24 protein-coding genes are annotated in these 24012 nt (G+C 61.7%); 23 read left to right on the top strand and 1 reads right to left on the bottom strand.

The window, feature by feature from the left end; genetic code table 11:
* Positions 1–121: 121 nt before the first annotated feature.
* Positions 122–1096 (bottom strand): NADPH:quinone oxidoreductase family protein, encoded by a 975-nt coding sequence (locus B2J86_RS16680; protein ID WP_169635736.1) that lies wholly within the window; start codon positions 1094–1096, stop codon positions 122–124.
* A gap of 130 nt (positions 1097–1226) precedes the next feature.
* Here B2J86_RS16680 and surE point away from each other — a divergent pair, with 130 nt between their 5' ends.
* From surE to B2J86_RS16565, 23 genes are all read left to right on the top strand, one after another.
* Positions 1227–2021 carry a 5'/3'-nucleotidase SurE gene (gene surE, locus B2J86_RS16675; RefSeq protein WP_173026163.1) on the top strand — a complete coding sequence of 265 codons (795 nt, stop codon included), beginning with the start codon at positions 1227–1229 and terminating at the stop codon, positions 2019–2021.
* Positions 2021–2803 carry a protein-L-isoaspartate(D-aspartate) O-methyltransferase gene (locus B2J86_RS16670; RefSeq protein WP_169169766.1) on the top strand — a complete coding sequence of 261 codons (783 nt, stop codon included), beginning with the start codon at positions 2021–2023 and terminating at the stop codon, positions 2801–2803. Before surE ends, B2J86_RS16670 begins: the two co-directional genes overlap by 1 nt.
* A 12-nt stretch (positions 2804–2815) precedes the next feature.
* Positions 2816–3706, top strand: coding sequence for a peptidoglycan DD-metalloendopeptidase family protein (locus tag B2J86_RS16665; protein ID WP_173026162.1), 891 nt, complete (start codon positions 2816–2818; stop codon positions 3704–3706).
* Between the two features lie 21 nt (positions 3707–3727).
* Positions 3728–4747, top strand: coding sequence for an RluA family pseudouridine synthase (locus B2J86_RS16660; protein WP_371736592.1), 1020 nt, complete (start codon positions 3728–3730; stop codon positions 4745–4747).
* 142 nt (positions 4748–4889) lie between these two features.
* A complete protein-coding gene (gene scpB / locus B2J86_RS16655; protein WP_206042582.1) occupies positions 4890–5636 on the top strand; it encodes an SMC-Scp complex subunit ScpB in 747 nt (248 codons plus the stop codon).
* Positions 5633–7036, top strand: a complete 1404-nt coding sequence (locus tag B2J86_RS16650) for a pseudouridine synthase (RefSeq protein ID WP_169169763.1) — start codon at positions 5633–5635, stop codon at positions 7034–7036. The genes scpB and B2J86_RS16650 overlap by 4 nt, the downstream gene beginning before the upstream one ends.
* 90 nt (positions 7037–7126) lie before the next feature.
* A complete protein-coding gene (gene ndk / locus B2J86_RS16645) occupies positions 7127–7552 on the top strand; it encodes a nucleoside-diphosphate kinase (protein WP_169169762.1) in 426 nt (141 codons plus the stop codon).
* 93 nt (positions 7553–7645) lie between these two features.
* Complete coding sequence (gene rlmN / locus B2J86_RS16640) at positions 7646–8794, top strand: 23S rRNA (adenine(2503)-C(2))-methyltransferase RlmN (protein WP_169169761.1); 1149 nt, start codon at positions 7646–7648, stop codon at positions 8792–8794.
* Between the two features lies 1 nt (position 8795).
* Positions 8796–9623, top strand: a complete 828-nt coding sequence (gene pilW, locus B2J86_RS16635) for a type IV pilus biogenesis/stability protein PilW (protein ID WP_169169760.1) — start codon at positions 8796–8798, stop codon at positions 9621–9623.
* Positions 9598–10578, top strand: coding sequence for a helix-turn-helix domain-containing protein (locus B2J86_RS16630; protein ID WP_206042584.1), 981 nt, complete (start codon positions 9598–9600; stop codon positions 10576–10578). Before pilW ends, B2J86_RS16630 begins: the two co-directional genes overlap by 26 nt.
* Before the next feature lie 5 nt (positions 10579–10583).
* Positions 10584–11864 (top strand): flavodoxin-dependent (E)-4-hydroxy-3-methylbut-2-enyl-diphosphate synthase, encoded by a 1281-nt coding sequence (ispG, locus tag B2J86_RS16625; protein WP_169169776.1) that lies wholly within the window; start codon positions 10584–10586, stop codon positions 11862–11864.
* A 134-nt stretch (positions 11865–11998) separates the two neighbouring features.
* Complete coding sequence (hisS, locus tag B2J86_RS16620; RefSeq protein ID WP_169169775.1) at positions 11999–13264, top strand: histidine--tRNA ligase; 1266 nt, start codon at positions 11999–12001, stop codon at positions 13262–13264.
* Positions 13265–13278: 14 nt separating this feature from the next.
* Positions 13279–13959: a tetratricopeptide repeat protein gene (locus B2J86_RS16615; protein ID WP_169169759.1), complete on the top strand. Its 681-nt coding sequence runs from the start codon at positions 13279–13281 to the stop codon at positions 13957–13959.
* A gap of 14 nt (positions 13960–13973) precedes the next feature.
* Entirely contained in the window at positions 13974–15128 is a 1155-nt protein-coding gene (gene bamB / locus B2J86_RS16610) for an outer membrane protein assembly factor BamB (protein WP_173026168.1), read from the top strand.
* Positions 15129–15144: 16 nt separating this feature from the next.
* Entirely contained in the window at positions 15145–16488 is a 1344-nt protein-coding gene (gene der / locus B2J86_RS16605) for a ribosome biogenesis GTPase Der (protein ID WP_169169758.1), read from the top strand.
* A gap of 112 nt (positions 16489–16600) precedes the next feature.
* A complete protein-coding gene (hfq, locus tag B2J86_RS16600; protein WP_371736591.1) occupies positions 16601–16855 on the top strand; it encodes an RNA chaperone Hfq in 255 nt (84 codons plus the stop codon).
* A gap of 78 nt (positions 16856–16933) precedes the next feature.
* A complete protein-coding gene (gene hflX / locus B2J86_RS16595; RefSeq protein ID WP_169169756.1) occupies positions 16934–18097 on the top strand; it encodes a GTPase HflX in 1164 nt (387 codons plus the stop codon).
* A gap of 53 nt (positions 18098–18150) precedes the next feature.
* Positions 18151–19518: an FtsH protease activity modulator HflK gene (gene hflK / locus B2J86_RS16590; RefSeq protein ID WP_169169755.1), complete on the top strand. Its 1368-nt coding sequence runs from the start codon at positions 18151–18153 to the stop codon at positions 19516–19518.
* Positions 19519–19527: 9 nt separating this feature from the next.
* Positions 19528–20433, top strand: a complete 906-nt coding sequence (gene hflC, locus B2J86_RS16585) for a protease modulator HflC (RefSeq protein WP_169169754.1) — start codon at positions 19528–19530, stop codon at positions 20431–20433.
* Between the two features lie 33 nt (positions 20434–20466).
* On the top strand, positions 20467–20655 hold the full coding sequence (locus B2J86_RS16580) for a DUF2065 domain-containing protein (protein ID WP_169169753.1): 189 nt from the start codon (positions 20467–20469) through the stop codon (positions 20653–20655).
* A gap of 98 nt (positions 20656–20753) precedes the next feature.
* Complete coding sequence (locus B2J86_RS16575) at positions 20754–21911, top strand: ATP phosphoribosyltransferase regulatory subunit (protein WP_169169752.1); 1158 nt, start codon at positions 20754–20756, stop codon at positions 21909–21911.
* Between the two features lie 19 nt (positions 21912–21930).
* Positions 21931–23307, top strand: coding sequence for an adenylosuccinate synthase (locus B2J86_RS16570; RefSeq protein ID WP_169169751.1), 1377 nt, complete (start codon positions 21931–21933; stop codon positions 23305–23307).
* Between the two features lie 64 nt (positions 23308–23371).
* Positions 23372–23896 carry a phosphoribosyltransferase gene (locus tag B2J86_RS16565; protein ID WP_169169750.1) on the top strand — a complete coding sequence of 175 codons (525 nt, stop codon included), beginning with the start codon at positions 23372–23374 and terminating at the stop codon, positions 23894–23896.
* Positions 23897–24012: the final 116 nt, after the last annotated feature.

Here is a 24012-nt window from a genome sequence, read left to right as displayed (position 1 = left end):
GCGCCGAGTCTGACAGAGGCGCGTGGGCTTGAACAGCGGCGGGCGCAAAGAAACGGCGCCACGAAAACGGCCCACCGACGGCATGCGCCGGTGGGCCGCTGTGGCCGGGGGTAGGCCTCGGTCAATTCACCATGACGAGCTTGCCTCGGACGGCGCGCGAGCCCATGTGCGCGTAGGCAGCGGGCAGTTCGGCCATCGGCATGGTGCGGTCGATCACGGGCTTGATCTTGCCCTGGGCGTACCACTGGGCGAGGGCGTCCATCATGGCGGCATTGGCCTGGGGCTCGCGCCTGGCGAATTCGCCCCAGAACACGCCCACGACGGAGGCGCCCTTGAGCAGCGGCAGGTTCAGCGGCAGCGCCGGAATCGGGCCCGAGGCAAAGCCCACCACGAGGTAGCGCCCGCGCCAGGCGATCGAGCGGAAGGCCGGCTCGGTGAAGTCGCCGCCCACGGGGTCGTAGACCACGTCCGGGCCCTTGCCGCCGGTCAGGCGCTTGAGCGCTTCGCGCAGGTCTTCGCGGCTGTAGTTGATGGTGGCATCGGCGCCAATGGAGGTGCACAGCGCGCACTTTTCATCGCTGGAGGCCGCCGCGATCACGGTCGCGCCCAGGGCCTTGGCGATCTGGATGGCCGCCGTGCCCACGCCGCCGGCAGCGCCCAGCACCAGGACGGTCTCGCCCGCCCTGAGCTGCGCGCGGTCGACCAGCGCGTGGTGCGAGGTGGCGTAGATCATGATGAAAGCGGCCGCGTCCACATGCGAGAACCCGGGCGGCAGCGGCATGCACAGCGCCGCCGGTGCCAGCGCATGGGTGCCAAAGCCGCCCGTGCCCGACAGGCAGGCCACGCTTTGCCCGACGCGCAGGTGCGTCACGCCTTCGCCCACGGCCTGCACCACGCCCGCGTACTCCGAGCCGGGAACGAAGGGCAGCGGGGGCTTGATCTGGTACTTGTTCTGCACGATCAGCAGGTCGGGAAAATTCAGGCTGGCGGCCTTGATCTCGACGAGCACCTGCCCGGCGCCGGGCGTGGGGGTGGGCAGTTCGGTCCAGGCCAGGGCCTCGACGCCTGTGGGTTGGGTGCAAAGCCATGCGTGCATGAGGGCGGTCTCCGGTCGTTGGGATGGGGCTTCATGATAGGTGGGCGCACCCGCCCGCCGTGTCCCTGCAGCGACGGCGCTGGCGCATGTAGGTGCACGCCTACAATCGCTGGCAACTCGCCCCCGCACCATGAAGATTTTGATTTCGAACGACGACGGTTTCCAGGCGCCCGGCATCGTGGCGCTCCATGCGGCGCTGGCGTCTGTGGCCGATGTGGAAGTGGTCGCGCCCGAGCACAACAACAGCGCCAAGTCCAACGCCCTGACCCTGCATTCGCCGTTGTACGTGCACACGGCGCCGAACGGTTTTCGCTACGTCAATGGCACGCCGGCCGACTGCGTGCACATCGCGTTGACCGGCCTGCTGGGCTACCGGCCCGACCTGGTGATTTCGGGCATCAACAACGGCGCCAACATGGGCGACGACACCATCTACTCCGGCACGGTGGGCGCGGCCATGGAGGGCTATCTGTTCGGCATCCCGGCCATTGCGTTCTCGCAGGTGGACAAGGGCTGGGGCGAAATCGACGCTGCGGCACAGAAGGCGCGCGAAATCGTCGAGCAGATGCAGTCCAGACGCATCGTGGGCGAAGCGCCCTGGCTGCTCAACATCAATATTCCGAACATGCCGCTGGCCGCGCTCAAACCGCTGAAGCTGTGCCGCCTGGGGCGGCGCCATGCGGCCGAGCGCGTGATCGTGCAGGAAAGCCCGCGCGGCGACACCATGTACTGGATCGGCGCGGCCGGCCCCGCCAAGGACGATGCCGAAGGCACGGATTTCCATGCCACAGCGCAGGGCCATGTGGCGGTCACGCCGCTCAAGGTCGACCTGACCGACCACCAGAACCTGGGCTACTGGGCGCAGACGGCCGCACGCATGGTGGCGAGCGAGCCCGCTCCTTCTGCCCAGACCAAGGCGCCATGATGCAGCGCCGCCCTGGTTTTCCAGCACGTATGCCGCTGCCGTCGCAGGGGGCAGGCGCGCCAGCCAAAACCCCTGCCGCTGCCCCGCGTGCGGCACCCGCCGCGGCGCCGCCGATGGCCTTGGGAGTGGGCCTCGATTCGGCCGCAGTGCGCGCGCGCATGGTACGGCGCCTGGCCGCTGCGGGTATCGAGGCCGCCACGGTGCTGCAGGCCATGGCCAGTGTCGAACGGCATCGCTTTGTCGACAGTGCCTTGGCCAACCAAGCCTATGAAGACATGAGCCTGCCCATCGGGCTGGGCCAGACCATCTCCAAGCCGGGCATCGTCGCGCGCATGGCCGAGCTGCTGCAGGACGCCGAAGGCGCGCGCGGCGGGACGCTGGGCCGGGTGCTGGAGATTGGCACGGGGTGTGGCTACCAAGCGGCCGTGCTGAGCCTGCTGGCGCGCGAGGTCTACAGCATCGAGCGCCTGCGCGGCCTGCACGAAAAGGCACGGTCCAATCTGCGGCCTCTGCGGCTGGCCAACGTGCACCTTCTGTTTGGCGACGGGATGCTCGGCTATGCCAAGGGCGCACCGTATGCCGGCATCGTGGCGGCTGCTGGCGGCGCTTCCATCCCGACTCAGTGGTGTGAACAGCTGGCAGTGGGCGGGCGCTTGGTCGCGCCCATTGCGCGGCCAGACGGGCAGCAAATGTTGCTCGTGGTCGACAAAACAGCGCACGGGCTGAAACAAACTGTGTTGGAGCCGGTTCATTTTGTCCCCCTAAAATCGGGGATAGCCTGAAGGGAATTATTTATGAGCGTTTCGCGTGGTGTTGCGGTTTGGGGGTCTGTGGTGCTTGCAGGCCTGGTGCTTGCCGGATGCGGCACCCGGTTGACCGGAGCTCCTGTGGAGGACCGAGGCACATCGGCCGGCCGTGCGGCCGGCACGGGCGTGGTGGTGGCTGCCCCCGAAAAGGTTTTGCCCGGGGCGGAAAACGCCGGAAAGCCCGGTTATTACACCGTCAAGCCTGGGGATACCCTGATTCGCATAGGCCTGGAAACAGGGCAAAGCTGGAAAGACGTCGCCCGCTGGAACAGTCTTGAGAACGCGAACCTGATCGAGGTCGGCCAGGTACTGCGGGTCGTGCCTCCGTCCACGGTGGCAGCTGCCGCTGCTGTGCCGGACGCCAGCGGCGTGGTCACCCGCCCCGTGACGGCTTCTGCCGTGTCGCCGCAGACGCAGGCCGGCGCTGCCAAGCCCTCGGCGGCAGCTGTTGCTGCCCCGGCGCCAGCAACGAGCCCTGCACCGCCTGCGGCTGCGACCGCCGCCGCTGACGACGACCTGGGTTTCATCTGGCCTGCATCGGGGCCACTGCTGGCAGGCTTCGACGAGGCGCGCAACAAGGGCTTCGACATCGCCGGAAAAGCAGGCGACCCGGTGCTGGCGGCAGCCGATGGGCGCGTGGTCTATGCCGGCGCAGGCCTGCGCGGCTACGGCAATCTGATCATCCTCAAGCACAACAACACCTTCCTGACGGCCTACGCCCACAACCAGACGCTGCTCGTGAAGGAAGACCAGTCCGTGCGCCGGGGGCAAAAAATTGCCGAGATGGGCAGCACGGATGCCGATCGCGTGAAGTTGCACTTTGAGGTTCGGCGCCAAGGCAAGCCGGTCGATCCGTCGCGCTACCTGCCGTCGCGCTGAGTGAACGTCTCCGCGCACTCCGTGCCGGCTCCAGTGCAGGGCCCGGACACCGATGCCCTGGCCCTCTCCGACGAGTTTGCCGAAGGCGAACTGGGCGTGCCGGCCGAACCCGAGCTGCGCACCATTGCCCTGGGAGCGGCCCAGCACGGGCAGCGCCTGGACCGCGCACTGGCCGATACCGTGCCCGAGTTCTCGCGCAGCTACTTGCAGCAATTGCTCGCTTTGGGCGCGGTGCGCCTCAATGGCATGCCGGTGTCCAAGCCGGCGCAGCGCGTCAAGGCAGGCGATGCCGTGTGCGTGGAAATGCGCCCCACGGTACAGAGCCAGGCCTTTCGGCCCGAGCCCATGGACATCGAGGTGGTCTACGAAGACGCGCATCTTTGGGTGATCCACAAGCCGGCGGGGCTGGTGGTGCACCCGGCCCCGGGCCATTGGAGCGGAACGCTGCTCAATGGTCTGCTGGCGCGCGATGCCAGGGCGCTGCAGGTCCCGCGCGCGGGCATCGTCCACCGCCTCGACAAGGACACCAGCGGCCTCATGGTGGTCGCACGCAACCGCTCGACCATGGATGCGCTGGTGCGCATGATTGCCGCACGCGAGGTCAGCCGCCAATACCTGGCGTTGGCGCACCGCCCGTGGCGGGGTGCGGCGCGCGTCTCGGTCAACGCGCCCATAGGGCGTGACCCCCGCAACCGTTTGCGCATGGCGGTGGTGGACCTGGCGTTGCATGCCGGCAAGGTGGCGAGGACCGATGTCGAGCTGCTCGTAGGCGGCGATTCAGGGTGCCTGGTGCGCTGCACGCTGCACACGGGACGTACGCACCAGATCCGCGTGCACATGGCATCGATAGGGCATCCGCTGGTGGCCGACGCACTGTATGGGGGCTCGCCCGCCGCAGGCATGCAGCGCCAGGCCTTGCACGCATTTCGCCTGGCGTTTGCGCACCCTGTATCGGGGATGGAAATGGAGTTCAAGGTGCCTTTGCCGGAAGACATGCAAGGCGCGCTCGCACAGTGGGGTCTAAGCTACAATGGAATCTGACGGCCAGCTGTGCCCGTCCGCCGGCGGATTCTCGCTAGGCCGCTGTGCTCCATGTTTGCACAGCCATCCCATTGATTGATCCTTTCTGTTGGGGCAACGCTCTGTGCTGCGACAGCGGGACTCTTTCCGGAAACGCTGAACCATGAATACGGTGGATGCCAAACGGGTCCTTGAAGCGGCCTTGATCTGTACCCCACAGCCCGTGGCGGTGCGCGATCTGCGCCTGTTGTTCGACGATGCGCTGGGCTCCGATACGCTCAAGGGCTTGCTGATGGAGTTGCAGCAGGATTGGGCGCAGCGCGGTGTGGAGCTGGTTCAGGTGGCCACGGGGTGGCGCTTCCAGAGCCGGCCCGAGATGCGGCTGTACCTGGATCGTCTGCATCCGGAAAAGCCGCCGCGCTATTCCCGCGCGACGCTGGAGACACTGGCCATCATTGCCTACCGGCAGCCTGTGACACGCGGCGACATCGAGGACATCCGGGGCGTGGCGGTCAACAGCCTGATCGTCAAGCAGCTCGAAGAGCGGGGTTGGGTGGAAGTGATCGGGCACCGCGAGACGGTGGGACGGCCAGCATTGCTGGCGACCACGCGGCAGTTTTTGGACGACCTGGGGTTGCAGTCGCTGGACCAGTTGCCCGTCCTGGAAGAGCACGGAGTGCAGGCCAGCTTGCTGCAGGGGCTGCAGCTGCCGGAACACGAAGAGGCAGGCCAGCCCGCGAAAAAGTCAGACTGCACCGATGCGCCGCCCGATGTGGTCGCGGAGCATGCAGATAAGGCGGCCGCCGAAAGGTCCGCGGAATTATGTGACTTCGCCCCGAGCGACGAGGGGCAGGGGTTCTCTATAGACAATGTGGATGCTCTGGGCAGCATCCGAGAAAGTGATTCATGACCAACGCCATTTCATCCGAAGAGGCTGCCGTGCCGGCAGAGGGTGGTAGCGACCCCGTTTCTGCGCCAGAGCCAAAGTCCAAGCCCGGACACCACCCTACCAAGCCCCAGGCAGACACATCTGTGCACAGCGACGGGCCAATGCAGTCTGCTGCTGGCGAGCGCCACGGCAAGCCGTCTGATGCACGCATTCCCCAGGGCCAGCGTCGTCAGACTGTCGCGACAGCAGACCGTGGTGTCAAGGCGGGGTACCAGTTCGCCGATGTCGTATCGGGTCAGTTCGATGCAGATGAAGAGTCCCAGGAGATCGTTCCCGCCAAGCGGGTGTTGCTGCCCCAGGTAGAAACGCCCAAGCTGCACAAGGTTCTCGCACAGGCGGGCCTTGGCTCACGCCTGGAGATGGAGCAGCTCATCCTGGAGGGGCGCATCTCTGTGAACAGCGAACCGGCCCACATTGGACAGCGGGTGCAGTACGGCGACCAAGTCAAAGTCAATGGCAAGCCCATTCGCTACCGCATCGATCCGCCGCCGCCCCGGGTGATCGCCTACCACAAGCCCGTGGGCGAGGTGGTCACGCACGACGATCCGCAGAACCGCCCCACGGTGTTTCGCAAGCTGCCGCGTCTGGTCCAGGGCAAGTGGCAGTCTGTGGGGCGACTGGACCTCAATACGGAAGGGTTGTTGCTGTTCACGAGTTCTGGAGAGTTGGCCAACAAGCTCATGCATCCCCGCTTCGGCTTGGAGCGGGAATATGCCGTGCGGGTATTGGGCGCCTTGAGCAACGAAGAAAAAACGCGCCTGCTCGATGGCGTGCAGCTCGATGATGGCGTGGCGTCTTTTGGCTCTATCGAAGATGGGGGAGGAGAAGGATCCAACTGCTGGTATCGCGTAACGATCTCCGAGGGGCGCAACCGAGAGGTGCGGCGCATGATGGAGGCGGTGGGCCATGCCGTCAGCCGGCTGATCCGCATCCGCTACGGTGCCATGATGCTTCCCCGCGGGCTCAAGCGCGGGGCGTGGATGGAGCTCGATGAGCGTGACATCCAGGCGCTGCAGAAGGCCGCCGGTGCCGAGCGCCCTGCTAAATCGGCACCCGGTGATGGAGCGGCAGAGCGGGGCGATGCGCGCGCAGTGCGCAACGGTCGACCCGGCAGGCCTGCACAAAACAACCGCCCTGGCGGCGCTCCGCGCATCTTTGGCAAAGGCGCGGGGGCGCGCACAGACAAGTCAGGGACCGGCTCTGCGCGCCAGCCCATGGGGGCGCAGCCCGATCCGATGAAGACCTCGGTGGGGTATATCGGCGTGGACAGCCTTTCGCGGCAACGCCAGGAGCAGCGTCGCGACGGTAAGGGTGGGCCCGGTGGACGTGGCGGGTCCGGTGGCCGGCGCAGCGGTCGTTGACCTGTGACTAGGGTGAAATGTGCGGGTTAGAATTAAAAGCTTTGTCCTTGCGGCAGAACGACCCCATAAATTTATTTTCCAGGAATTCAAATGGCTATCGAACGCACTCTCTCCATCATCAAGCCCGACGCTGTCGCGAAGAACGTCATCGGTCAGATCTACGCTCGCTTTGAGGCGGCTGGCCTGAAGGTGGTGGCTGCCCGCATGGCCCATCTGTCGCGCCTTGAAGCTGAGCAGTTCTACGCTGTGCACAAAGAGCGTCCTTTCTTCAAGGATCTGGTGGAATTCATGATCTCGGGTCCCGTCATGATCCAGGCACTGGAAGGCGAAAATGCCATTCTGAAGAACCGCGAGCTGATGGGTGCGACCGATCCCAAGAAGGCCGAAGCTGGCACCATCCGTGCAGACTTCGCTGACAGCATTGATGCCAATGCCGTGCACGGTTCTGACGCTCCCGAAACCGCCCAGGTGGAAATCTCGTTCTTTTTCCCGGGCATGAACATTTACGCACGCTGATATGGAGCTCCCCATGCCCGGCTTCCGCGCAGCAGCGGACTTGCCGTGTGCCGGGGGGCACCACCGGTGGAGCGGACTCATCCGTAGGACGCCATGACCACCAATCTTTTAGAATTTGACCTCGATGGCCTGGCTGCCTTTTGTGAGCAGCTGGGTGAAAAGCGTTTTCGCGCAACCCAGCTGTTTCGCTGGATCCATCAGCGCGGCGCGCATGATTTCACGCAGATGAGCGATTTGGCCAAATCGTTGCGTGAAAAACTCGTGGGTTGCGCCCAGGTGCAGGCCCTTCCTGTTCTCAGCGAACACCGCTCTGCCGACGGCACGATCAAGTGGCTGTTTGACGTGGGAGCGGGCAATGCGGTGGAAGCCGTGTTTATCCCCGAGGATGACCGCGGTACGCTGTGTGTGTCCTCCCAAGCTGGGTGTGCGGTAGGGTGCAGGTTTTGCTCCACCGGCCACCAGGGCTTCAGCCGCAACTTGACCACGGGCGAGATTTTGGCGCAGCTGTGGTTTGCGGAGCACTCGATGCGCGCCCGTTTGGGAGCGACCGACCGAGTGATCTCCAATGTGGTCATGATGGGCATGGGTGAGCCGCTGCAGAACTATGGCGCTCTGGTGCCTGCGCTGCGCGTGATGCTCGACGACCATGGCTATGGCCTCTCGCGCAGGCGGGTGACAGTGTCCACTTCCGGCGTCGTCCCCTTCATGGACCGCCTTGCACTTGATTGCCCGGTGGCATTGGCTGTGTCCTTGCATGCGCCCAACGATGCCTTGCGCGACAACCTGGTGCCTTTGAATCGCAAGTATCCGCTGCACGAACTGCTCGATGCCTGCAATCGCTACCTGGAGCATGCGCCGCGCGATTTCATTACCTTTGAGTACTGCATGCTAGATGGTGTCAACGACCAGCCAGAACATGCGGTGCAGTTGATTGAACTGGTACGCAAGCACGCGCGCACAGGAGTGTGGTGCAAGTTCAACCTGATCCCCTTCAATCCTTTTCCGGCGTCAGGCTTGCATCGCTCGCCGCCGCAGCACGTAACGGCATTCGCAAAGATGCTGAGCGATGCGGGGATCGTGACGACAGTACGCAAAACGCGGGGTGACGACATCGATGCTGCCTGCGGACAGTTAGCAGGCGAGGTACAGGACCGCACTCGCGCGACTGAGCGCATGGCCAAGCGCCGCACCATCATGTTGGCACCGGCCAATAAAACGGTGGATTCACACAGGGAGGTCTGAGATGGCGGCAAGCATGGCGCGGTGGCGGCCTTGGGTAGCGGGACTTTGTATGGGTGGCGCACTGATCGTGGGCGTCGCAGGCGTTTCCGGATGTTCAGCGCAGCCCGGCGCTTCCGCCTCAGGGCAGGAATTCTTGACGCCTTCGGATGAGCCAGAAGCGCGCCGTCGCGCGCGCATTCGGTTGGAGCTGGCTGCCAATTATTTCGAATCCGGCCAGACCACGGTCGCTCTGGATGAGATAAAGCAGGCAATTGCGACCGATCCGGGCTATGCAGATGCATACAACCTGCGCGGCCTGATTTACATGCGCCTGAACGAGTATGCACAGGCTGAAGGCAGTTTTCGGCGTGCGTTGGGCGTGCGGTCCAACGATCCCTCCGTTCTGCACAACTATGCATGGCTTCTGTGCCTACAGCAAAAATATGCCGAAGCGGACCAGCAGTTTGCGCGCGTGCTGTCCCAACCTGCCTACCCTGCCAAAGGCAAGACCTTGATGGCACAAGGCCTGTGCCAAGCCAGGGCTGGGCAGGCCGCGCAGGCTGAACAGACCCTGGTCCGCGCCTATGAGCTCGATGCCGGCAACCCCATCGTTGGCTACAACCTTGCCCATATGTTGTTGCAGCGCGGCGAGGCCGCCAAGGCGCAGTTCTATATTCGGCGCTTGAACAATAGCGAGATGGCCAATTCAGAGTCCCTGTGGCTGGGCATCAAGGTGGAGCGCGCATTGGGCGACAGGGTCGCCTCCGAGCAGCTTGCCAGCCAATTGCACAAGCGTTTCCCCGACTCTCGTGAACAGTCACTGCATGAGCGAGGCATCTTCAATGAGTGAGACACAGGAGTGTTCTGTGGTGCAAGGCTTGGAGCAGGAGTCCGGTGATCCGGGTTTGATATCACCGTCTCCTGGCGCATTGCTGCGGCAAGCCCGCGAGGCCGCTGGCGTCCACATTGCGGTGCTGGCAGGCGCCTTGAAGGTTCCGGTCGGCAAATTGGAGGCGCTGGAGGCCGATGACTGCACTGTTTTGCCCGATACCGTGTTCAGGCGTGCGCTGGCGTCGACTGTGTGCCGCGCGCTGAAGCTAGATCCTGCTGAGGTTCTTGCGCTGATGCCCAAGGGTGATGCTTCCCGACTGGCTGTCGGTGCTGTCGGGCTCAACGCATCTTTCAAGGATGGTTCGGAAAAATCAGGGCGCAGCTTTGTGACTGCCCAAGCTACCCGCCCGCTGGGCTGGGCGGTTGCGATGCTTTTGCTTGGAGCCATAGCGCTGGTGTTTTTCCCGCGGGGGGTCGAAATGTCCGGCAGCGAGGTGATCAGTCCATTGCCTGCTCCGCAGGTCGCCGAAACCGGTGCATCGCCGTCTTTGACGCCAGCGCCCCTTTCTGCAGTGGACGTTACGCCGCCCGCTGCGATGGTTCCGGAAGCAGGTAGGGCGTCGGAGTTGTCCGCTGGTGTGGACGCAACTGTACCGAAGCCTGCGCCTGCCCCAGCCGTGACCGGTCTTGCTGCAAGTTCTGCGCCTGGAGACGTGGGCCAGACAGTCCCTGTTGACACGCTCGCATTTCGGGCACGCGGCCAATCGTGGGTGCAGGTGCGCGACGCAAAAGGGGCGGTCATTTTTCAGCGCACACTTGCGTCGGGGGAAAGCGCCTCCGCGTCGTCGTCTGTGCTGCCTTTGTCTGTCGTGGTGGGCAGGGCAGACGCGACAGAGGTCTTTGTGCGGGGCGCTCCACTGGACGTCGCTGCATTGGCCAGAGAAAACGTGGCCCGATTTGAGGTGACAGAGTGAACAACATGAATGGCGCTGCAAGCGCTCCCATTCAGATGGCATCTCCCTTGCCTCGGCGCACGCGCCAGGCGCGGGTTGTATGGGGCGCACGCACGGTGACGGTGGGCGGAGACGCTCCGGTGCGCGTGCAGTCCATGACCAATACCGACACGGTCGATGCCGTTGGTACGGCGATCCAGGTCAAGGAATTGGCGCTGGCGGGCTCCGAAATGGTGCGGATCACGGTCAACACCCCGGAGGCCGCTGCAGCTGTGCCCTATGTGCGCGAGCAGCTGGACCGCATGGGTGTGGACGTGCCTCTTGTGGGAGACTTTCATTACAACGGCCATCGGCTGCTCACCGACTATCCCGCTTGTGCAGAGGCTTTGTCCAAATACCGCATCAATCCCGGCAATGTGGGAAAGGGTGATAAGCGCGACAAGCAGTTCGGGCAAATGATCGATGCCGCCATGCGCTGGGAAAAGCCGGTGCGCATTGGCGTGAACTGGGGCAGCCTCGACCAGGAGTTGTTGGCGCAGCTCATGGATATCAACAGCCGGCGCGCGCAGCCCTGGGATGCCCGACAGGTCATGTACGAAGCCTTGATTACCTCCGCGGTGGAGTCAGCCCGGCGCGCAGAAAGCATGGGACTGGATGGTGGTCAGATCATTTTGTCATGCAAGGTCAGCGGCGTGCAGGACCTCATCTCGGTTTACCGGGAGCTGGCACGTCGCTGTGATTACGCTTTGCATTTGGGTTTGACCGAGGCAGGCATGGGCACCAAAGGAACGGTGGCTTCGGCCGCTGCAATGTCTGTGTTGCTGCAAGAAGGCATCGGCGACACGATCCGTGTGTCGCTCACGCCCCAGCCCGGCGAGTCCCGAACCCAAGAGGTCGTGATCGCCTCCGAAATATTGCAGGCGCTTGGCTTGCGCGTGTTCGTGCCCAGCGTGACCGCCTGTCCTGGCTGCGGTCGTACATCCAGCACAACGTTCCAGGAACTGGCCAAGCAAATTGATGACTTCTTGCGTGCCCAGATGCCCGTTTGGAAACTTCGCTATCCTGGCGTGGAGAACCTCAAAGTGGCCGTGATGGGTTGCATTGTCAATGGCCCTGGCGAAAGCAAACATGCGGACATCGGTATCAGTCTTCCTGGAACGGGAGAGGCGCCGGCGGCCCCGGTGTTCATTGATGGTGAAAAGGCCGTGACGCTGCGCGGCGACAATATCGCCAGTGAGTTCCACGAACTCGTCGAACGGTATATTGAAAATCGTTTTGGGTCCGCAGGGGCAGCGTATTTGCGCTGATCCCGGGTCTTGTATGACAGAGGCGTTGCAGATGCGCAGTGCCTGATCCACCAACAAAAGAAGAAGCCAACACTGTGAGCACTGCAACTGCAAATTTTGCGCTGAAAGCCGAAAAGCTGGTCGCCGTTAAAGGAATGAACGACATCCTGCCGCCCGAGTCGGCACGCTGGGAGTGGCTGGAGGGTAAGGTGCGCGATTTGATGGAGCGCTACGCATACCGCAACCTTCGTACGCCCATTGTGGAACCCACCGCTTTGTTTGTCCGGGGCTTGGGAGAGGTGACGGACATTGTCGAGAAAGAAATGTATTCCTTCGAAGATCGCCTCAACGGTGAGCAGCTCACGCTGAGGCCCGAGTCGACGGCTGGAGTGGTGCGCGCCGTGATCGAGCATTCGATGCTTTATGAAGGGGGCAAGCGGCTTTATTACATGGGGCCTATGTTTCGGCATGAGCGGCCACAGCGTGGCCGTTACCGGCAATTCCACCAGATTGGTGCAGAAGCCTTGGGGTTTTCCGGGGCCGAGGTCGATGCAGAGCTGATTCTTCTGGCCGCGGCCTTGTGGCGCGAGTTGGGTCTTAAAAATGTGCGCTTGGAGCTCAACAGCCTGGGGCAGCCCGACGAACGCAGAGCCCACCGGACTGCGTTGATCGTCTACCTTGAGTCCCACATTGACATCCTGGATGAAGAAGCGCGCAGGCGCCTGCACAGCAACCCGTTGCGCATTCTTGATACCAAGAATCCCGCCATGCAGGCGGTGGTGGAGTCAGCACCGCGCCTGATTGATTTCTTGGGCCAGGAGTCGCTTGAGCACTTCGGTCGGGTCAAGGCCATATTGGACGCCAATGGTGTCGCCTGGAGTTTCAATCCGCGCCTGGTGCGGGGCATGGATTATTACAACCTCACGGTATTCGAATTTGTCACCGACCAGTTGGGCTCCCAGGGCACCATTTGTGGCGGTGGGCGCTATGACTACCTGATTGAACAAATCGGTGGCAAGCCGGCGCCAGCCGTGGGCTGGGCGTTGGGCGTGGAGCGGGTTTTGGAGTTGCTTAAAGAGCAAGGGGCAGCGCTACCGCCGCTTGCTCCAGATGCCTATGCCGTTTTGCCGGACGCGGCGGGCTTGCCGTTCGCCATGCATGTGTTGCAGCAACTTCGGGCCAGTGGAGTGCGCGTGCAGATGCACAGCCCGGCCAACTCGGCCGATGGCATGGGGAGCATGAAGTCACAGTTCAAGAAGGCCGATGCGAGCGGTGCGCATTTCGCATTGATCTTTGGCCCTGATGAGCTGGCTCGCGGTTGTGTGACGGTAAAGGCGTTGCGCGATGGCAGTGGCAGCCAGACAGAGTGCCCGCTCGACGCAGTGCCGTCCTGGGCCGGCACCCTACAATCCAGCCGTTAACCCGAACAGAAACCATGGCAAATCATCTCGATCTTGAAGAGCAGGAACAGCTTGATCAACTCAAGCATTTTTGGAGCACCTGGGGAACTCTCATCAGTTCCGTGTTGGTGGTTGTCTTTGGTGCGGTCGCAGCTTGGAACGGGTACCAGTTCTGGCAGAACCGCCAAGCCTCACAGGCCGCAGCCCTGTTCGACGCGGTAGAGGTTGCTGTGCGGGCCGGCGACCAGCCGCGGTTGGAGCAGGCTTTTGGCGATATCAGAGAGAAATATCCACGCACCATGCAAGCGGCCCAGGCTGGACTATTGGTTGCCAAGGTGGAAGCCGAGAAGGGGCAGCGCGATGCCGCAAAGGCAGCGCTGGAGTGGGTCGCAGCCAGTGCCTCCGACGATGGATACAAGGCTCTGGCTCGCTTGCGCATGGCAAGCCTGCTGGTGGAGCAAAAGGCTTACGACGAGGCGCTCCAGCAGTTGACCAATTCTTTTCCTGCTGAATTTGACGCTGTGAAGGCAGACCGAAAGGCAGATATTCTTGTCTTGCAGGGCAAGAAGCAAGAGGCTATTGCCGAATACAGTCGTGCCTACAAATCGTTTGGTGAAGCGTCCGAGTATCGCCGCCTGGTTGAGGTGAAACTCAATGCCTTGGGCATTCAGCCTCAGGCCGTGGCGTCGGTGGCTAAAGCGGAGACGGCCAAATGAGCGGTGAGGGCATGATGGCGCGACACCACCGTGGCTGGCATGCATGGCGCCGGAGTTTGCTGCTCACGATGCTGCTCACCGGTTTGACCGGATGCTCCTTGTGGGGCGGAGGCGCTTCAAGGCCTCAACCCGCAGAGCTGGGACCCAACGTGCCTGTGCTGGGTGTGCGCCAGGCATGGAGCGCGCATTTGGGCTCAGCCACCGGAGCGCCATTAGTGCCGCACGTGCAAGAGACTACAGTCACGCTGGCCGGCGCAGATGGGACGTTGGTAGCGATCGACGCGCGCACGGGGGCAGAGGTTTGGCGCACCCACATAGATGGAGCATTGGCTGCGGGTATTGGCAGCGATGGTCGGTGGACCGCTGTGGTGTCCCGGAACAACGACGTTGTGGTGCTGGACGAGGGTCGTGAGCAGTGGCGCCAGCGCGTGGCGGCGCAGACTTACACGCCGCCCCTGGTGGCCGGCGGAAGAGTTTTTGTGTTGGCTGCCGACCGCACCGTCATGGCGTTTGATGCGCAGACGGGTCAGCGTTTGTGGAGCCAAGCGCGGCCCGGTGAGCCACTGGTGTTGCGCCAGCCAGGTGTCCTGATTGCGGTCAAGGACACCTTGGTGGCGGGCTTGTCTGGTCGATTGGTCGGACTCAGCCCGGATACAGGCGCAGTGCGCTGGGAAGCGCCGTTGGCGAGTCCGCGTGGTACCAACGATGTTGAGCGTCTGGTAGAACTCGTTGCCCCAATCAGCCGCGTCGGTGAAAGTGTTTGCGCCCGGGCTTTCCAAGCCGCCGTGGGCTGTGTGGACACGGACCGTGCTGCGGTGCTCTGGACGCAAAAGTCCAATGGCTCAGAGGGCCTCGATGGGGATTCTGCTGCGTTGTACGGTGTTGAAAGCGACGGCACGGTGACTTCATGGCGCCGTGCGGATGGTAGCCGTGCATGGTCCTCGCTGCGGCTGCAGTACCGCAAGCTCACCGCGCCGCTGTTGTTGGGACGTTCTGTGGTAATCGGTGACGATACGGGGCTGGTGCATCTTCTTTCGCGGGAAGATGGTACGCCCCTGAATCGGCTGTCGACCGATGGGTCCGGCATTGCTGCAACGCCTGTCGCAGTGGCTGACACCCTGATAGTAGTGACCCGCAAGGGAAGTGTTTACGGTTTTCGCCCGGATTGATGAAAAGTAGTTTGCAATGAAGCCAGTTATCGCCTTGGTGGGGCGCCCAAACGTCGGTAAGTCGACGCTTTTTAACCGCCTGACCAAATCGAGGGATGCCATCGTGGCAGACTTCGCTGGCTTGACCCGGGATCGGCACTACGGCAATGGAAAGCAGGGGAAGCTCGAGTACATCGTGATCGATACCGGTGGATTCGAACCGGATGCCTCCAGCGGTATCTACCGCGAGATGGCCCGCCAAACGCAGCAGGCCGTTGCGGAAGCGGATGTGGTCATTTTTGTGTTGGATGCTCGCGCAGGTCTGTCGGCGCAAGACCACGACATTGCGAAGTACCTTCGGCGTCTGGGAAAGCCATGCGTTCTTGCCGCCAACAAGGCAGAGGGCATGCTCGCGGGGGCGCAGTTGTCCGAGTTTTACGAGCTTGGATTGGGCGAGGTCCATGCGGTATCGGCAGCCCATGGCCAAGGTATTCGAGATTTGGTGGAGTTGGCGCTCGAGCCGTTGCACTTGTCCGATCTGGAAGAGGCGTCCGATAGCAGCGATAAAAGTGTCATCAAGCTTGCGGTCGCTGGGCGTCCCAATGTCGGCAAGTCCACGCTCATCAATACCTGGTTAGGCGAAGAACGCCTAGTGGCGTTTGACTTGCCTGGCACGACACGAGACGCTATTTCGGTTCCTTTTGAGCGCAATGGTCAACGTTTCGAATTGATTGACACCGCAGGTTTGCGTCGCAAAGGCAAGGTTTTTGAGGCTATTGAGAAGTTTTCCGTGGTGAAAACACTGCAGGCCATTGAATCTGCCAACGTGGTTTTGCTGCTTTTAGACGCGACGCAAGGTGTTACGGACCAGGATGCGCACATCGCCGGCTATATTTTGGAGAGTGGGCGCGCCGTGGTGGTGGCCGTCAACAAATGGGACGCGGTGGACGACTACGAACGGCAAATGCTGGAGCGCTCTATCGAGACCCGTCTGCCTTTTCTGAAATTTGCCGCGCTGCATTTCATCTCTGCTCAGAAGCGCCAAGGCCTTGGGCCGCTGTGGACGGCAATTGCACAAGCGCACAAGGCGGCCATGTGCAAGATGTCCACGCCTGTGTTGACGCGTTTGCTTCTGGAGGCTGTTCAGTTCCAAAGCCCCAAACGCGCGGGCATGTTCCGGCCCAAGCTGCGCTATGCACACCAGGGTGGAATGAATCCGCCTGTGATTGTGATCCATGGGAATTCGCTTGAACATGTGACCGATGCGTACAAGCGTTTTCTTGAGGGGCGTTTTCGCAAGGAGTTCGGGCTGGTTGGCACGCCTCTGCGCATCGAAATGAAAACCTCGCACAACCCGTTTGCGGACAAGAGCGACAGTTGAACTACGCCGTCCTCGCCGACAGAGGCCGGAGAAATCTGGCACCGCTCTGTGGGGAGACTGTCACTGTGGTAAGGTGCCGTTTTACAACAATATTTTGAACACGGAGAATATCGTGAGCAACAAAGGCCAGCTTTTGCAAGATCCATTTCTCAACGCTTTGCGCCGCGAGCATGTGCCGGTCTCGATTTATCTTGTCAATGGCATCAAGCTGCAGGGGCAGATCGAGTCATTTGACCAGTATGTGGTGTTGCTGCGCAATACCGTGACCCAGATGGTGTACAAGCATGCCATTTCCACCATTGTTCCGGGTCGCGCTGTGAGTTTTTCCACAGCGGAAACTCCAGAAGTCGAAGGCGGTGGGGCCTGAACGCGTATTTGGTGATGCCCGTCGGGGCAGCAGACCTTGCGGATATGCGCCGAATTCGGCCAGGCGGGTGTGCTTTCTATGCATGATCGCTCTTTGACGCCGGTGTTGCTCGTCGGGGTGGACTTTGGCTTTCCGCATTTCGATGCGGAGTTGGAAGAGTTGGGCCTGCTCGCCGAAACTGCAGGTATGAAGCCTGTGGCGCGGTTAACCTGCAAGCGCAAGACGCCTGATGCGGCCTTGTTCGTGGGCAGTGGCAAGGCCGATGAATTGCGTACCCTGGCGCAAATGCATGGCGCTTTAGAGGTGTTGTTCGATCAGTCCTTGAGCCCTGCACAGCAACGAAACCTCGAGCGCCATTTGGAGTTGCCCGTCAATGACAGGACGCTCTTAATTCTGGAAATTTTCGCCCAACGTGCCCGCAGCCACGAGGGAAAGCTGCAGGTGGAGTTGGCGCGCCTGCAGTACCTCAGCACCCGGTTGGTGCGGCGCTGGTCGCATTTGGAGCGCCAGCGTGGCGGCATCGGTGCGCGGGGAGGTCCGGGAGAAACGCAGATCGAGCTCGACCGCCGCATGATTGGCGAAGCGATCAAGCGTACACGCGAGCGCTTGGAGAAAGTCAAGCGCCAGCGTTCCACGCAACGCCGCCAGCGAGAGCGCCAAGACACGTTCAACATTTCGTTGGTGGGTTACACCAACGCCGGCAAGTCCACGTTGTTCAATGCGCTGGTCAAGGCGCGAGCCTACGCGGCCGACCAGCTTTTTGCTACGCTCGATACGACGACGCGGCAGCTGTATCTTGGGGAGGCGGGGCGCTCGGTGTCTTTGTCGGATACCGTCGGCTTTATCCGAGACCTGCCGCACGGTCTTGTGGATGCATTCCAGGCGACGTTGCAAGAGGCCGTGGATGCAGACCTGCTGTTGCATGTGGTGGATGCCTCCAATCCCCATTTTCCAGAGCAGATGGCCCAGGTCCAGCGCGTATTGTCCGATATTGGTGCAGCCAATATTCCCCAGATTTTGGTGTTCAATAAACTGGACATGGTGGAGGCTTCCCAGCATCCAGAGGCATTGCAGGACAGCTACGACGTGGACGGGCGCCAGGTGCCACGCCTGTTTGTCAGCGCCAGCAGTGGCAGTGGATTGCCACAGTTGCGCCAGCAGCTGGCTGCGACCGTGCTGGCGGCCAAGTCGTCGGACATGGCCTTGGGTGCTGCTGCTGAATTGCCTCCGGGCAGAGTGTGATTGGGCACAATGCCGCGTCGTTTGATGTCTTCAGAGAATCCGAGATTTTGCGCATGAATCAACCATTTAGCGTTCGCCGTTGGGCCCTGCTGCCAGCCCGAATTCGAGGGGCGTTTAACCTGAACGATCCACGGTGGGGGCGGGGCAGCGATGACCGTGCAGGCGAAGACGGCCGCCCTGAACAGGAGCGGCCGGCGCAACCGCCACAGGCGGATCGTCCGCGCGACTCCAGGCCTTCTGGTAACCAGCCGCCGGATTTGGACGAGCTTTGGCGCGACCTCAACCGCAAGCTTTCGGGCCTGTTCGGAGGCGGTAACGGTGGCGGTCGAGGTCCTTCCAGTGGCGGTGGCTTTCAGCCGGACATGAAAAATGCAGGCATGGGTGTTGGCGTGATTGCGGGCATTGCCGTCCTCATTTGGCTTGGCACCGGTTTTTTCATCGTCCAGGAAGGACAGCAGGCCGTCATCACCCAGTTTGGCAAATACAAATCCACGGTAGGTGCCGGTTTTAACTGGCGTCTTCCTTATCCCATACAGCGCCATGAATTGGTATTTGTGACGCAGATCCGCTCTGCGGATGTAGGGCGTGACTCTGTGATCAAGTCCACGGGACTGCGCGAGTCCGCGATGTTGACGGAAGACGAAAATATCGTTGAGATCAAATTCGCGGTCCAGTACCGGCTCAACGATGCCCGTGCATGGTTGTTCGAGAGCAAAAACCCCGCGGATGCCGTGGTCCAGGCAGCCGAAACGGCGGTGCGCGAAGTGGTGGGAAAGATGCGCATGGACACCGCCCTTGCGGAGGAGCGCGACCAGATCGCGCCGCGTGTGCGCACGCTGATGCAGACGATTCTGGACCGCTACAAGGTCGGCGTCGAAGTGGTGGGCATCAATTTGCAGCAGGGCGGTGTGCGCCCCCCTGAGCAGGTGCAAGCAGCTTTTGACGACGTGCTCAAGGCCGGTCAGGAGCGCGAGCGCGCCAAGAACGAGGCCCAGGCCTATGCCAATGATGTCGTGCCACGTGCTGTGGGCTCTGCATCGCGCATCAAGGAAGAGGCGGAGGCGTACAAAGCCCGTATCGTGGCACAGGCGCAAGGTGATGCTCAGCGTTTCAGCTCAGTGTTGACAGAGTACCAAAAGGCCCCTCAGGTGACCCGCGACCGCATGTACTTGGAGTCCATGCAGCAGATCTACAGCAACGTGACCAAGGTCTTGGTGGACTCTCGCCAGGGCTCCAACCTTTTGTATCTGCCGCTCGACAAAATCATGCAGACCGTTGCGCAGCAGCCCGCTGCGGGCGCGGGCGACGGGGCAAGTACAGGCGCTGGGTCTGCCGGCGCTCCCGCAGCACCGCCATCCACATTTTCGAACGACGCCCGGGCGCGCGACACCAGTCGTTCCCGTGAGCGCGAGAGCCGCTAGGAGAAGCACGTGAACAGGGTTGGATTTATTGCATCTTCTATTCTCGTCGTGCTGGCACTGATGAGTTCCATGCTCTTTGTAGTGGACCAGCGCCAGTTCGGTGTTCTCTATGCGCTGGGTCAGATCAAAGAGGTGATCACGGAGCCTGGTTTGAACTTCAAGCTGCCACCACCGTTCCAGAACGTCTCGTACATTGACAAGCGTCTGCTCACACTCGACAGCACGGACACGGAGCCCATGCTCACGGCCGAAAAGCAGCGGGTGGTGATCGACTGGTATGTGCGCTGGCGCATCAGTGAGCCTTCGGAGTACATCCGAAATGTGGGCTTGGATGAGAACGCTGGCGCATTGCAGCTCAATCGCGTGGTGCGCAATGCATTTCAGGAGGAAATCAACAAGCGCACGGTCAAGGAGCTGCTGTCGGTCAAGCGCGAGGCCCTGATGGCCGACGTGAAGCGCGAGGTGCTGGAGTCGGTGCGCGGCGCCAAACCCTGGGGGGTGGATGTGGTCGACGTGCGCATCACGCGTGTCGACTATGTGGAAGCCATCACGGAGTCGGTGTACCGGCGCATGGAAGCTGAGCGCAAACGTGTGGCCAATGAGTTGCGTTCAACGGGTGCGGCAGAAGGGGAGAAAATCCGCGCTGATGCCGATCGCCAGCGCGAGATCACCATTGCCAATGCCTACCGCGACGCGCAGAAGGTCAAGGGTGAGGGCGATGCCGAAGCAGCGCGCGTGTATGCCGAGGCTTTCGGCCGGGACCCGCAGTTTGCGCAGTTCTACCGCAGCCTGGATGCCTATAAGGCCAGTTTCAACAAGAAGGCCGATGTCATGGTGCTGGATCCTGCATCGTCCGAGTTCTTCAAGGCATTCCGAGGCGCTGCGCCCCCCGCACCTGCGGCTGCGCGCAAATAAGTCTGCGTCTGTACGCTCCACTCTGTCCACGCCATGGAGTGGAGCGATTGCGTCTGGACCGCCGTGGCGCTGATCCTGGTGATGGAAGGGCTTTTGCCTTTCCTCTTTCCTGCGGGGTGGCGCCGGTTGCTCACACAACTCATGCAGTTGCGTGACGGCCAGATCCGCTTTTTTGCCCTTCTTTGCATCGTGTCTGGCGCGGCTGTCTTCATGCTGCGCTGACGCGGGTGCCGCGCCTATGCCAAGGTGCATGGCCTGTCTTGGCCAGGGCGAAAGTCCCTGCCGGTAGAATCACGTTTTTAACAGCCCTCCTTCTTTCCATGTCTGCTTGGGTCCTACCGGATCACATTGCCGATGTCCTGCCCTCCGAGGCCCGGCACATCGAAGAATTACGCCGCGGGCTGCTCGACACTGCATGCCGTTATGGGTACGAGTTGGTGATGCCGCCGCTGCTTGAGCATCTGGAATCGCTGCTCACTGGCTCGGGTGAGGCGCTCGATCTGCAAACCTTCAAGCTTGTCGATCAGATCTCTGGTCGCATGATGGGCTTGCGCGCGGACACCACGCAGCAGGTGGCGCGCATCGATGCCCATCTCCTCAATCGCCAGGGAACGGCACGCCTGTGTTACTGCGGCCCGGTTCTGCACACCTGGCCTGATCGGCCCCATGCCACGCGCGAGCCCTTGCAGTTTGGTGCCGAAATCTATGGCCACGCCGGGTTGGAAGCGGACCTCGAAGCCCTCGAATTGGCATTGGCTTGCCTGCGCGTGGCTGGGGTGTGCCACACCAGTGTGGACTTGGCGGATGTCCGCATCGTTCGCAGCCTTTTGGCAGGAGTCCCTGTGGACGCGAATGTGCTGCGCGATGTGTACGCCGCACTGGCTTCCAAGGACGCGAGCGAATTGGCCCAGTTGACCCGAAATTTTCCTGCGCCGTCGCGCGAAGGCTTGCAAGCACTCCTGCAGCTGTACGGTGATGAGTCTGTGTTGATTGAGGCTGAAAAGGCACTCAAACGCACGCCTGCTGTGCGTGAATCGCTATCAAATTTGAAGTGGCTTGCGGCGCGCCTTGAGGGCACGCGCGTGAGTTTCGACTTGGCGGACCTCCGGGGCTACGCCTACTACAGCGGCGTGCGCTTCGCTATCTATTCCGAGACTGCCGGCGATGCGCTGGTGCGGGGCGGACGCTACGACGAAGTGGGTGCTGTGTTTGGCCGCAACCGGCCGGCAGCAGGGTTCAGCCTGGACCTCAAGCAACTGGTGGGCGCCGTGCCGGCACGGGCGCTCAAGGCCGCGATTCGTGCGCCGTGGGACGAGGCCAAAGATCTGCGTGTCGCCATCGCTGCCTTGCGCAGCCAGGGCGAGACGGTGGTGTGTTCGATGCCCGGGCGTGGCAGCGAGGTGGATGAGTTTTGCTGCGATCGCGAACTTGTGCATGCCGATGGGCGCTGGATGGTGCAAGCCATTGGACGTTTTTGATAATTGAATTGGGTTTGAGATGAAAACTACCAAAGGTCGTAATGTGGTCGTGGTCGGCACTCAGTGGGGTGACGAAGGCAAGGGCAAGCTGGTGGATTGGCTGACCGAGAGTGCTCAGGGCGTCGTGCGTTTCCAGGGTGGACACAATGCCGGCCACACGCTGGTCATCAATGGCGTCAAGACCGCTTTGCACCTCATTCCCAGCGGCATCATGCGCGCGGGCGTGAAGTGCTACATCGGCAACGGCGTGGTGCTGTCGGCCGCCAAGTTGTTCGAAGAAATCGAAGGCCTTGAAAAGGCCGGCGTCGAAGTGCGATCACGCTTGCGCATCAGCGAGGCCTGCCCCCTGATCCTGCCGTTCCATGCTGCGCTGGACGTCGCGCGCGAAGCTGCACGTGAACAAGGCGGCAGCGAAAAAATTGGCACCACCGGCCGGGGTATCGGCCCTGCCTATGAAGACAAGATCGCCCGCCGCGCCCTGCGCGTGCAGGATATGAAACACCCGGAGCGTTTTGCGCAAAAGCTGCGTGAGTTGCTGGCACTCCACAACCATGTTTTGAGTACCTTCCTGGACTCCAAGCGGTTTGATTTTGGCCCTGGGCTGGCGCAGTACCTTCGCGATGGCCAGGTGCAATTCGAACCCGTCTATGAAGAGGCCATGCGCCACGCCGAATTGCTCAAACCCATGATGGCCGACGTGTCGCGCGAATTGAACGAGGCCCACCAGCATGGGGCGAATCTGTTGTTCGAAGGCGCGCAAGGCACCTTGTTGGATGTGGACCATGGCACCTATCCCTATGTGACCTCCAGCAACTGCGTGGCGGGCAATGCGGCCGCAGGCGCCGGAGTCGGACCGGGCATGCTGCATTACATCCTGGGCATCACCAAGGCCTACTGCACCCGAGTGGGCGGCGGCCCTTTCCCGACCGAGCTGGACTGGGATGTGCCGGGCACGCCTGGGTACCACATGAGCACTGTAGGCGCGGAGAAGGGCGTCACAACCGGGCGCAGCCGGCGTTGTGGCTGGTTCGATGCGGCATTGCTCAAGCGCAGCGCCCAGGTGAATGGCCTGACTGGGTTGTGTATCACCAAGCTGGACGTTCTGGACGGCTTGAAAGAATTGAAGCTTTGCACAGGCTATGAACTCGACGGCCAGCACATTGACCTGCTGCCCATGGGAGCAGACGACATCGCGCGCTGCAAGCCCGTGTACGAAACCATGGCGGGTTGGAGCGACTCCACGGTGGGCGTAACCCAGTATGACGAGCTCCCTGTCAATGCTCGCCTGTACCTGCAGCGCATTGAGCATGTCACTGGCGTGCCGGTGGCCATGATCTCCACCAGCCCCGACCGTGATCACACCATCATGATGCAGCACCCCTATCTGCCTGAATAAGTGCCAAATAGGCCTCAAAGCCTTTTCCATTGGGCGCAAATAGCTATTAAATTAGGAGTTAAGAATGTTGACAGAAGATGGCAGGCACCTGTACGTAAGCTATGACGAATACCACAACCTCATAGAAAAGCTGGCGCTCAAGGTGCACCAGTCCGGTTGGGCGTTCGACACAATTTTGTGCTTGGCCCGTGGCGGCTTGCGTCCGGGAGACATGTTGAGCCGCATCTTTGACAAGCCTTTGGCCATCATGTCCACCAGTTCTTACCGGGCTGAAGCGGGCACAGTGCAAGGCCATTTGGATATCGCTCGTTTCATCACGACGCCCAAAGGCGAAATTGCCGGTCGTGTGCTGTTGGTGGATGACTTGGCAGACTCAGGCCACACGCTGCATGCGGTCATAGACATGCTCCGCAACAGCTACTCTCCCATTACGGAATTGCGCAGTGCGGTCATCTGGACCAAAGGCATGTCGAACTTCACTCCGGACTACTCTGTAGAGTTCTTGCCCACAAACCCCTGGATCCACCAGCCGTTTGAGACGTATGACAACTTGAGTCCCGACAAGTTGCTTGAAAAGTGGAAGGTTTGATTTTTCAGGGCTTTGCTATGCTATAGTTGCTCTCTTCGCTGCACGGAAGCCTCCTTCAAAGAGGGTCTGTGCCAGCCAGGCCCGGGGGTTCAAGAGCCGGGGCTGTGGCAGGAAAT

Source organism: Acidovorax sp. SRB_14, assembly GCF_012932145.1.
Classification (GTDB): domain Bacteria; phylum Pseudomonadota; class Gammaproteobacteria; order Burkholderiales; family Burkholderiaceae_C; genus Simplicispira.
This window is presented reverse-complemented; position numbering and strand designations above follow the sequence as displayed.